This window comes from Escherichia sp. KTE52 (genome assembly GCF_000408325.1).
Taxonomy (GTDB): Bacteria; Pseudomonadota; Gammaproteobacteria; order Enterobacterales; family Enterobacteriaceae; genus Escherichia; species Escherichia marmotae.
This window is the reverse complement of record NZ_KE138680.1, coordinates 1,706,818-1,717,018: the sequence shown is the minus strand read 5'-3', so window position 1 is coordinate 1,717,018 and position 10,201 is coordinate 1,706,818. Positions and strand designations below refer to the sequence as shown.

Genomic DNA, 10,201 nt, shown 5'->3' with positions numbered 1-10,201 from the left:
TTTAAATCCACCACAAGAAGCCCCATATATGAAAAACGCAACGTTCTACCTTCTGGACAATGACACCACCGTTGATGGCTTAAGCGCCGTTGAGCAACTGGTGTGTGAAATTGCCGCAGAACGTTGGCGCAGCGGTAAGCGCGTGCTCATCGCCTGTGAAGATGAAAAACAGGCTTACCGGCTGGACGAAGCCCTGTGGGCGCGTCCGGCAGAAAGTTTTGTTCCGCACAATTTAGCGGGAGAAGGACCGCGCGGCGGTGCGCCAGTGGAGATCGCCTGGCCGCAAAAACGTAGCAGCAGCCCGCGCGATATATTGATTAGTCTGCGAACAAGCTTTGCAGATTTTGCCACCGCTTTCACAGAAGTGGTAGACTTCGTCCCTTATGAAGATTCTCTGAAACAACTGGCGCGCGAACGCTATAAAGCCTACCGCGTGGCTGGTTTCAACCTGAATACGGCAACCTGGAAATAATGGAAAAGACATACAACCCACAAGATATCGAACAGCCGCTTTACGAGCACTGGGAAAAGCAGGGCTACTTTAAGCCTAATGGCGATGAAAGCCAGGAAAGTTTCTGCATCATGATCCCGCCGCCGAACGTCACCGGCAGTTTGCATATGGGTCACGCCTTCCAGCAAACCATCATGGATACCATGATCCGCTATCAGCGCATGCAGGGTAAAAATACCCTGTGGCAGGTCGGTACTGACCACGCCGGGATCGCTACCCAGATGGTCGTTGAGCGCAAGATTGCCGCAGAAGAAGGTAAAACCCGTCACGACTATGGCCGCGAAGCCTTCATCGATAAAATCTGGGAATGGAAAGCGGAATCCGGCGGCACCATTACTCGTCAGATGCGTCGTCTCGGCAACTCCGTCGACTGGGAGCGTGAGCGCTTCACTATGGATGAAGGGCTTTCCAATGCGGTGAAAGAAGTTTTCGTTCGTCTGTATAAAGAAGACCTGATTTACCGTGGCAAACGCCTGGTCAACTGGGACCCGAAACTGCGCACCGCTATCTCTGACCTGGAAGTGGAAAACCGCGAATCGAAAGGTTCGATGTGGCACATCCGCTATCCGCTGGCTGACGGCGCGAAAACCGCAGACGGTAAAGATTATCTGGTCGTCGCGACCACCCGCCCGGAAACTCTGCTGGGCGATACCGGCGTCGCTGTTAACCCGGAAGATCCGCGTTACAAAGATCTGATTGGCAAATATGTCATTCTTCCGCTGGTGAACCGTCGTATTCCTATCGTTGGCGACGAACACGCCGACATGGAAAAAGGCACTGGCTGCGTGAAGATCACTCCGGCGCACGACTTTAACGACTATGAAGTAGGTAAACGCCACGCTCTGCCGATGATCAACATCCTGACCTTTGACGGTGATATCCGTGAAAGCGCCCAAGTGTTCGATACCAAAGGTAACGAATCTGACGTTTATTCCAGCGAGATCCCGGCAGAATTCCAGAAACTGGAGCGTTTTGCTGCACGCAAAGCGATCGTTGCTGCCGTTGATGCCCTCGGCCTGCTGGAAGAGATTAAACCGCACGACCTGACTGTTCCTTACGGCGACCGTGGCGGCGTAGTTATCGAACCGATGCTGACCGACCAGTGGTATGTACGTGCCGATGTACTGGCGAAACCGGCAGTTGAAGCGGTTGAGAACGGCGACATTCAGTTCGTACCGAAGCAGTACGAAAACATGTACTTCTCCTGGATGCGTGATATTCAGGACTGGTGTATCTCTCGTCAACTGTGGTGGGGTCACCGCATTCCGGCATGGTACGACGACGCGGGTAACGTTTATGTTGGCCGCAACGAAGATGAAGTGCGCAAGGAAAATAACCTTGCCGCCGACGTCGCTCTGCGTCAGGACGAAGACGTTCTCGATACCTGGTTCTCCTCTGCGCTGTGGACCTTCTCTACTCTTGGCTGGCCGGAAAACACCGACGCCCTGCGTCAGTTCCACCCGACCAGTGTGATGGTATCTGGCTTCGACATCATCTTCTTCTGGATTGCCCGCATGATCATGATGACCATGCATTTCATCAAAGATGAAAATGGCAAGCCGCAGGTGCCGTTCCACACCGTTTACATGACCGGTCTGATTCGTGATGACGAAGGCCAGAAGATGTCCAAATCCAAGGGTAACGTGATTGACCCGCTGGATATGGTCGACGGTATTTCGCTGCCAGAACTGCTGGAAAAACGTACCGGCAATATGATGCAGCCACAACTGGCGGATAAAATCCGTAAGCGCACCGAGAAGCAGTTCCCGAACGGTATTGAGCCGCACGGTACTGACGCCCTGCGCTTCACCCTGGCGGCGCTGGCTTCTACCGGTCGTGACATCAACTGGGATATGAAGCGTCTGGAAGGTTACCGTAACTTCTGTAACAAACTGTGGAACGCCAGCCGCTTTGTGCTGATGAACACTGAAGGTCAGGATTGCGGCTTTAACGGCGGCGAAATGACCCTGTCACTGGCAGACCGCTGGATCCTGGCGGAGTTCAACCAGACCATCAAAGCGTACCGCGAAGCGCTGGATAGCTTCCGCTTCGATATCGCCGCAGGCATTTTGTATGAGTTCACCTGGAACCAGTTCTGCGACTGGTATCTGGAGCTGACCAAGCCGGTAATGAACGGTGGAACTGAAGCCGAACTGCGTGGTACTCGCCATACGCTGGTGACCGTGCTGGAAGGTCTGCTGCGCCTCGCGCATCCGATCATTCCGTTCATCACCGAAACCATCTGGCAGCGTGTGAAAGTACTGTGCGGCATCACTGCCGACACCATCATGCTGCAACCGTTCCCGCAGTACGATGCGTCTCAGGTTGATGAAGCGGCGCTGGCTGACACCGAGTGGCTGAAACAGGCGATCATTGCGGTGCGTAACATCCGCGCGGAAATGAACATCGCACCGGGCAAACCGCTGGAGCTTCTGCTGCGTGGTTGCAGTGCGGATGCAGAGCGTCGCGTAAATGAAAACCGTGGCTTCCTGCAAACACTGGCGCGTCTGGAAAGCATCACTGTGCTGCCTGCCGATGACAAAGGTCCGGTTTCCGTTACTAAGATCGTCGACGGTGCTGAGCTGCTGATCCCGATGGCTGGCCTCATCAATAAAGAAGATGAGCTGGCGCGTCTGGCAAAAGAAGTGGCGAAGATCGAAGGCGAAATCAGCCGCATCGAGAACAAGCTGGCGAACGAAGGCTTTGTATCCCGCGCACCGGAAGCGGTTATCGCGAAAGAGCGTGAGAAGCTGGAAGGTTATGCGGAAGCGAAAGCGAAACTGATTGAACAGCAGGCGGTTATCGCCGCGCTGTAATACCCACCGTGAAAACGAAGGCCGGAGCATGCTCCGGCCTTTTTATTTAGATAAACGGAACATACGGCATAATACCGCGAGATATCCACATTAACGGCCCGCTATCCTGCGGTTTGTCATCATTGGTTAATTCCAGCGAATCAAGGTCACCCTGAACATGGGTATTATTGGCAATCCAGCCAACCATCCACATTTTCAGCCAGGGATAAGCCAGTCCACAGGTGATTGAAGCCCCCATTAATATCGCAAACATGCGCAGAAGCATACCGAAGGTGGTAACAGACGAATGGAAATGAATTGTTCCATTTGCCAGTGTCAGATTATTCAGAAACAGACCGCGTAACGTGGCATAGAGATAACTGGCAAAAACAAGAATCGCCACAAAATACAGGAAATAGGAAGCCATAATCTGCGGGTAATATTGCAATATAAGATCACTACCCGCACCAGCCCGCCCTAACATAGTCATCATCATTAATTGCTGAAATACTGGCGCAATCATAATACCAATGACAATGATGAAAGGAACCATGGTCAATATTGCGAGCATACATCCTTTAATGCATTCTTTTACGTTTACCTTAATAGAGAACTGATGAGTGCCAAAGGTCGCGTTATTACCCAGCAACGGCATCCATTTGCTATAGGTAATACCGTGGACAACACCCAATCCGACGGCTGAAAGTAAACTTAACACCACTAAATTAAAGACTAATCCTCCTATTGATGTCATAACTTGCGCAATAAGGTATAGCGCTAACCAAAAAGCTAACGCCAACAGAACAGGCAGACCTAACATCACCCACCATGCACGGAGCATGGAGCAGTTAAAGCCAAAGCGAATACCATTCAGTGAGGTCATGTTCGCCTGATATTGCAGACTCTTCACTGCCATGCAAGGAATACCGCAGATCAAGAGGGCAAACAGGAAAAAACCAAGCACAAAGTGTTGGCCTGAAAAACAAAAAATACTGAAAAAATAAACGATCATAATAAGTAACATGCTAACAAAAATGGCACCACCTGTTCCCTTATAACTAAATGGTTGCCCCTTGAGTGTCACATGTTGATAAATATAACGACGGCATTTCACTAATGCCCACGGCCCATATATTCCCAGCGTAATAATTGTCAGTAAAAAATTCACAAGACAAATAAGAAAATACTCACCACCCTTGCCTGTAAAAACAAATGCGTGACGAGGATTATCTTTCCCGACGTTTACACCATTCATGAACTATATCCCTAAAATAAATTCCATTCATACAGATAATAAATCCAGTACAATAATACTGGTACGCCTAGAATACGCCTTCTCAAAGAGATATATGCTTAATATTTTCTGATTTATCTTCTTCTTGCACCGCATAAGCGAGGGTGGTATTAAAGTGAGCTATAAATCATACATTTGAAATTGAGCTATGCTATGAATGTTGTCGCTTCTCCCGCGCTCCGTTTGCGCAAACTTACCGCCACCGATAATCCTGCTATTGCCAGCGTCATCCGCCAGGTGTCCGCAGAGTACGGTCTGACCGCTGATAAAGGCTATACCGTTGCCGATCCCAATCTCGACGAGCTGTATCAAATGTATAGTCAGCCTGGCCATGCGTATTGGGTGGTTGAATACCACGGCGAAGTGGTCGGCGGCGGCGGAATTGCACCATTAACCGGGAGTGAGTCAGACATTTGCGAATTACAAAAAATGTATTTTCTTCCTGCTATTCGCGGCAAAGGGCTGGCAAAAAAACTGGCCTTAATGGCGATGGAGCAGGCGCGAGAAATGGGCTTCAAACGCTGCTATCTGGAAACAACCGCTTTTTTGAAAGAAGCGATTGGTTTGTATGAACATTTAGGTTTTCAACATATCGACTATGCGCTTGGCTGCACGGGCCATGTCGATTGTGAAGTGCGGATGCTGCGCGAACTGTAAAAAAATGCCCGCTAGTGTGTGCTATCGGGCATTTTAATCAATTAATTAATGGCGAACACCGTCATCATCTTCGTCGACAAAATCTTCATCGTCGCCTTCTTCACCGTTAGGATCTTCAAAGTAAGTCCCCCAACCGTCGTATTCAACGTCGAATTTCTCTGCCAGGTTCATCAATTGCTCAACCTGAGCATCGATCAGATCGGCATTCAACGCGCATTCGCTGATGATGTCACAGCAAATCACGATATCACCCTCTTCAACTTCCAGCTCTTCTGGATCGGTCACTTCATAGCCGAGTTTAAATGCTTCAACCGCCGCTTTTTCCAGGGTTTCCAGATCGTCTGCGGAAAGGTGATGCTCGATGGTGTACAGCGCGTCTGGATCGCTACCATCTTCCAGTAATTCTTCAATAATCAAACGCGTTTCTTCACGCTGTTCTTCCAGTTGTTCCGGGTTTGCCATGGCTTATTCCTCTTAATGTCCTGCCGATACTCTTATTGTCACACACCACTGACATTGCCTCCACCTTTGTGATAAAGATTTATGCCTCAGGCTTGCAAATGAATATTCATACATATAAATTGAATTTTAATTCATTAGGCATTAGCCACAGGAGGGATCTATGTCCGGGTTTTATCATAAGCATTTCCTGAAATTACTCGATTTCACACCCGCTGAAATCAACAGCCTGCTTCAGTTAGCCGCGAAGCTGAAAGCCGATAAGAAAAACGGTACTGAAGAAGCCAGACTCACGGGTAAAAACATCGCGCTCATCTTCGAAAAAGACTCGACACGTACCCGATGCTCTTTCGAAGTTGCCGCATATGACCAGGGCGCTCGCGTCACTTATCTCGGCTCCAGCGGCAGCCAGATTGGTCATAAAGAGTCGATTAAAGATACTGCCCGCGTGCTTGGACACATGTATGACGGTATTCAGTATCGCGGCTATGGTCAGGAGATCGTCGAAACGCTGGCAGAATACGCTGGCGTGCCGGTCTGGAACGGGCTGACCAATGAATTCCATCCAACGCAGTTGCTGGCAGATCTGCTGACCATGCAAGAATATTTACCGGGTAAAGCGTTCAATGAAATGACGCTGGTCTACGCCGGAGATGCCCGCAACAACATGGGCAATTCGATGCTGGAAGCTGCTGCGCTGACTGGCCTGGATTTACGCCTGGTGGCACCGCAGGCGTGCTGGCCGGAAGCCTCGCTGGTTGCGGAATGTCGCGCGCTGGCACAACAGAACGGCGGGAATATTACGCTGACAGAAGATATCGCGGCAGGCGTTAAAGGCGCAGACTTTATCTATACCGATGTGTGGGTGTCGATGGGGGAAGCGAAAGAGAAATGGGCAGAACGTATTGCACTGCTGCGTGATTATCAGGTCAACAGCAAAATGATGCAGTTGACGGGTAATCCCGAAGTCAAATTCCTGCACTGTCTGCCCGCATTTCATGACGATCAAACCACGCTTGGCAAAAAAATGGCAGAAGAATTTGGCCTGCATGGTGGGATGGAAGTGACGGATGAGGTCTTCGAATCTGCCGCCAGCATTGTTTTTGATCAGGCGGAAAACCGTATGCATACCATCAAAGCAGTGATGGTCGCGACGCTTGCCAAATAACACCAGTACCGGAGGCGGCGTAACGTCGCCACCGGTATAATCCGCTTATACCATCTGCATCTTCACAACCGCTTTGCGAACCCTGGCTGGCTCGCCCACTGCGCACAGTGGCTTGTGCACTTCACCCGGATAGAACACGACAAAGTCCCCTTCATTGAGGATGACGGTCTTCTCTTCAACGCCTTCCGGCAAAAAAGCGATGTCTTTATCTGCTAACCAGTCAGTATCCGGTGTACCCGCAGGTTGCGTGCTAAAGGTCATGCCCTCCTGCCCTTTTAACACAATTTGAATGTCGAGATAGCGAGCATGATACTCTGCGCGACGCGCTTCATACGGCTCGGTCATATCTTCAGAGATAAGATAAAACAGACGGTTGCCTTCGATATCGTGCTTACCCTTTGGGGTTTCTGCCGTAACGTGCGCTTTAATATGCTCAATAGCCTGGCGTAACTCTTCCGGCAACCATTGCTGGAGATTATGAATATTTCCGATGATCATTTCTTTCCTTTCCTCAATTAAAACATCGTTTCATTTCTTTTGTTATACGTAATTCCTTATAGCCATACCAGTATTTTTTGCCGCCTGATTGCGCCAGCGCATATTTTCCTGCCCGTTCCCGCGCCATCCCACCTTATGTTATAAATTCAAATTTAAAGCATATAAATTCACAACAATCGTTTACCTGGGGAATTTTTTGCATTAATCGCTTGATCCCACTTTCTGGCTGAGTATAATGCCGGACAATTTGCCGGGAGGATGTATGGTTCAGTGTGTTCGACATTTTGTCTTACCGCGTCTGAAAAAAGACGCTGGCCTGCCGTTTTTCTTCCCGTTGATCACCTATTCCCAGCCCCTCAATCGAGGGGCTTTTTTTTGCCCAGGCGTCAGGAGATAAAAGATGGCTAATCCGCTATATCAAAAACATATCATTTCCATAAACGACCTTAGTCGCGATGACCTTAATCTGGTGCTGGCGACAGCGGCGAAACTGAAAGCAAACCCGCAACCAGAGTTGTTGAAACATAAAGTGATTGCCAGTTGCTTCTTCGAAGCATCAACCCGCACCCGCCTCTCTTTCGAAACCTCGATGCACCGCCTGGGTGCCAGCGTGGTGGGATTCTCCGACAGCGCCAACACGTCATTGGGTAAAAAAGGGGAAACGCTGGCCGATACCATTTCGGTTATTAGTACCTATGTCGATGCGATTGTGATGCGCCACCCGCAGGAAGGTGCGGCACGCCTGGCCACCGAGTTTTCCGGCAATGTACCGGTACTGAATGCCGGTGATGGTTCCAACCAACATCCGACGCAAACCTTGCTGGATCTGTTCACGATTAAGGAAACTCAGGGGCGTCTGGACAATCTCCACGTCGCAATGGTCGGTGACCTGAAATATGGCCGTACCGTGCACTCTCTGACCCAGGCGCTGGCAAAATTCGACGGCAACCGTTTTTACTTCATCGCCCCGGATGCGTTGGCAATGCCGCAATACATTCTGGATATGCTCGATGAAAAAGGTATCGCCTGGAGTCTGCATAGCGCCATCGAAGAAGTGATGGCGGAAGTGGATATTCTGTATATGACCCGCGTGCAAAAAGAGCGCCTGGATCCGTCTGAATACGCCAACGTGAAAGCGCAGTTTGTCCTGCGCGCCAGCGATCTCCACAACGCCAAAGCCAATATGAAAGTGCTGCATCCGCTGCCGCGCGTTGATGAGATTGCGACAGATGTTGATAAAACGCCGCACGCCTGGTACTTCCAGCAGGCAGGTAACGGAATTTTCGCTCGCCAGGCGTTACTGGCACTGGTTCTGAATCGCGATCTGGTACTGTAAGGGGAAATAGAGATGACACACGATAATAAATTGCAGGTTGAAGCTATTAAACGCGGCACGGTAATTGACCATATCCCCGCCCAGATCGGTTTTAAGCTGTTGAGTCTGTTCAAGCTGACCGAAACGGATCAGCGCATCACCATTGGTCTGAACCTGCCTTCTGGCGAGATGGGGCGCAAGGATCTGATCAAAATAGAAAATACCTTTTTGAGTGAAGATCAGGTAGACCAACTGGCATTGTATGCACCGCAAGCCACGGTAAACCGTATCGACAACTATGAAGTGGTTGGCAAATCGCGCCCCAGCCTGCCGGAGCGCATCGACAATGTGCTGGTCTGCCCGAACAGCAACTGTATCAGCCATGCCGAACCGGTTTCTTCCAGCTTTGCAGTGAGAAAACGCGCCAATGATATCGCGCTCAAATGCAAATACTGCGAAAAAGAGTTTTCCCATAATGTGGTGCTGGCCAATTAATTGCGGTTGGTAATAAAAGTCTGGCTCCCTATAATGAGCCAGACTTTTTACCGCTGTAATAAAGGAGAAATCATGAGCAAAACTATCGCGACGGAAAATGCACCCGCAGCTATCGGTCCGTATGTTCAGGGCGTTGATCTGGGCAGTATGATCATCACCTCCGGTCAGATCCCGGTAAACCCGAAAACGGGCGAAGTTCCGGCAGACGTAGCCGCACAGGCGCGTCAGTCTCTGGATAACGTAAAAGCGATCGTGGAAGCGGCTGGCCTGAAAGTGGGCGATATCGTTAAAACCACCGTTTTTGTGAAAGATCTGAACGACTTCGCAACCGTAAATGCCACTTACGAAGCGTTCTTCACCGAGCACAATGCCACCTTCCCGGCACGTTCTTGCGTTGAAGTTGCCCGTCTGCCGAAAGACGTGAAGATTGAGATCGAAGCGATCGCTGTTCGTCGCTAATCTCTTTCAAAAAGATAATCCAGGTTTCGCGCCTGGATTATCTGATTCAACCACGGAGGGTTGAAGATGGCTAAAGCCCGTTTCACTGATGAACAAATTGCTGAAATTTTACAGCAGTCAAAAAAGGGTGCACCTAATAAGGATTTATGTGAACACTATCAATTTAGTGTTAGTACGCTGCGGCGCTGGCAAGAACAGCACGCAGAAGGCGTAAGAAGTGAATTAAAAAAAATAGAATCCAAAGCGCAAATCGTCTTTCTGCTTTTCTTTGCTGTCTCCATTATACTCACGCTTATATTTGGCAAGCCTACAGGTGGATGGGTAATACCGCCTTTATTACTTTATTGTGTTTATTATATCCGCCTGTATCGCAACATCTCCTCCAGACACATTAAAAAAGAAGACATCTGTCTCTCTCGTTCGGTAAATAAAAGCTATAGCGCCCTTTATAATTTGAGCTGGACGTTTATTTGTTTTTTTATTTTTGCAGTAATCTATTTTTTTGTGCAGATTTTTTCGTAGGTGACTGACCTGAAAGAATATTTCAGGT

12 protein-coding genes are annotated in these 10,201 nt (G+C 49.4%); 9 read left to right on the top strand and 3 right to left on the bottom strand.

The window, feature by feature from the left end:
- Positions 1-28: 28 nt before the first annotated feature.
- Together holC and valS are read left to right on the top strand one after the other, a co-directional pair.
- Positions 29-472 (top strand): DNA polymerase III subunit chi, encoded by a 444-nt coding sequence (gene holC, locus A1SC_RS03655; RefSeq protein WP_000786399.1) that lies wholly within the window; start codon positions 29-31, stop codon positions 470-472.
- Complete coding sequence (valS, locus tag A1SC_RS03660) at positions 472-3,327, top strand: valine--tRNA ligase (protein ID WP_001517658.1); 2,856 nt, start codon at positions 472-474, stop codon at positions 3,325-3,327. Before holC ends, valS begins: the two co-directional genes overlap by 1 nt.
- Positions 3,328-3,373: 46 nt before the next feature.
- Here the strand turns inward: valS and A1SC_RS03665 are convergent, their stop codons facing one another.
- Positions 3,374-4,561: a YjgN family protein gene (locus A1SC_RS03665; protein WP_001014712.1), complete on the bottom strand. Its 1,188-nt coding sequence runs from the start codon at positions 4,559-4,561 to the stop codon at positions 3,374-3,376.
- 192 nt (positions 4,562-4,753) lie between these two features.
- Here A1SC_RS03665 and A1SC_RS03670 point away from each other — a divergent pair, with 192 nt between their 5' ends.
- The gene (locus A1SC_RS03670; protein ID WP_001468314.1) at positions 4,754-5,257 is read left to right on the top strand and encodes a GNAT family N-acetyltransferase; all 504 of its coding nucleotides are present in this window, start codon (positions 4,754-4,756) and stop codon (positions 5,255-5,257) included.
- Between the two features lie 45 nt (positions 5,258-5,302).
- Here the strand turns inward: A1SC_RS03670 and rraB are convergent, their stop codons facing one another.
- Positions 5,303-5,719: a ribonuclease E inhibitor RraB gene (gene rraB / locus A1SC_RS03675; RefSeq protein ID WP_000002962.1), complete on the bottom strand. Its 417-nt coding sequence runs from the start codon at positions 5,717-5,719 to the stop codon at positions 5,303-5,305.
- A 160-nt stretch (positions 5,720-5,879) separates the two neighbouring features.
- On the opposite strand from rraB, the gene argF reads away from it, so the two are divergent.
- Positions 5,880-6,884 (top strand): ornithine carbamoyltransferase, encoded by a 1,005-nt coding sequence (gene argF / locus A1SC_RS03680; protein ID WP_016262820.1) that lies wholly within the window; start codon positions 5,880-5,882, stop codon positions 6,882-6,884.
- A gap of 45 nt (positions 6,885-6,929) precedes the next feature.
- Here argF and tabA read toward each other — a convergent pair whose 3' ends face one another.
- Positions 6,930-7,382 (bottom strand): toxin-antitoxin biofilm protein TabA, encoded by a 453-nt coding sequence (gene tabA, locus A1SC_RS03685; protein ID WP_000583473.1) that lies wholly within the window; start codon positions 7,380-7,382, stop codon positions 6,930-6,932.
- A gap of 262 nt (positions 7,383-7,644) precedes the next feature.
- On the opposite strand from tabA, the gene pyrL reads away from it, so the two are divergent.
- The 5 genes from pyrL (at position 7,645) to A1SC_RS03705 (ending at position 10,173) form a co-directional block, all read left to right on the top strand.
- Complete coding sequence (pyrL, locus tag A1SC_RS0122385; protein ID WP_032141493.1) at positions 7,645-7,779, top strand: pyr operon leader peptide; 135 nt, start codon at positions 7,645-7,647, stop codon at positions 7,777-7,779.
- 3 nt (positions 7,780-7,782) lie between these two features.
- Positions 7,783-8,718 carry an aspartate carbamoyltransferase gene (pyrB, locus tag A1SC_RS03690; RefSeq protein ID WP_000013036.1) on the top strand — a complete coding sequence of 312 codons (936 nt, stop codon included), beginning with the start codon at positions 7,783-7,785 and terminating at the stop codon, positions 8,716-8,718.
- A gap of 12 nt (positions 8,719-8,730) precedes the next feature.
- Positions 8,731-9,192 carry an aspartate carbamoyltransferase regulatory subunit gene (pyrI, locus tag A1SC_RS03695; protein WP_000148581.1) on the top strand — a complete coding sequence of 154 codons (462 nt, stop codon included), beginning with the start codon at positions 8,731-8,733 and terminating at the stop codon, positions 9,190-9,192.
- A gap of 72 nt (positions 9,193-9,264) precedes the next feature.
- Positions 9,265-9,651, top strand: coding sequence for an enamine/imine deaminase (locus A1SC_RS03700; protein WP_000047542.1), 387 nt, complete (start codon positions 9,265-9,267; stop codon positions 9,649-9,651).
- Between the two features lie 66 nt (positions 9,652-9,717).
- A complete protein-coding gene (locus A1SC_RS03705; RefSeq protein ID WP_001029763.1) occupies positions 9,718-10,173 on the top strand; it encodes a transposase in 456 nt (151 codons plus the stop codon).
- Positions 10,174-10,201 lie beyond the last annotated feature (28 nt).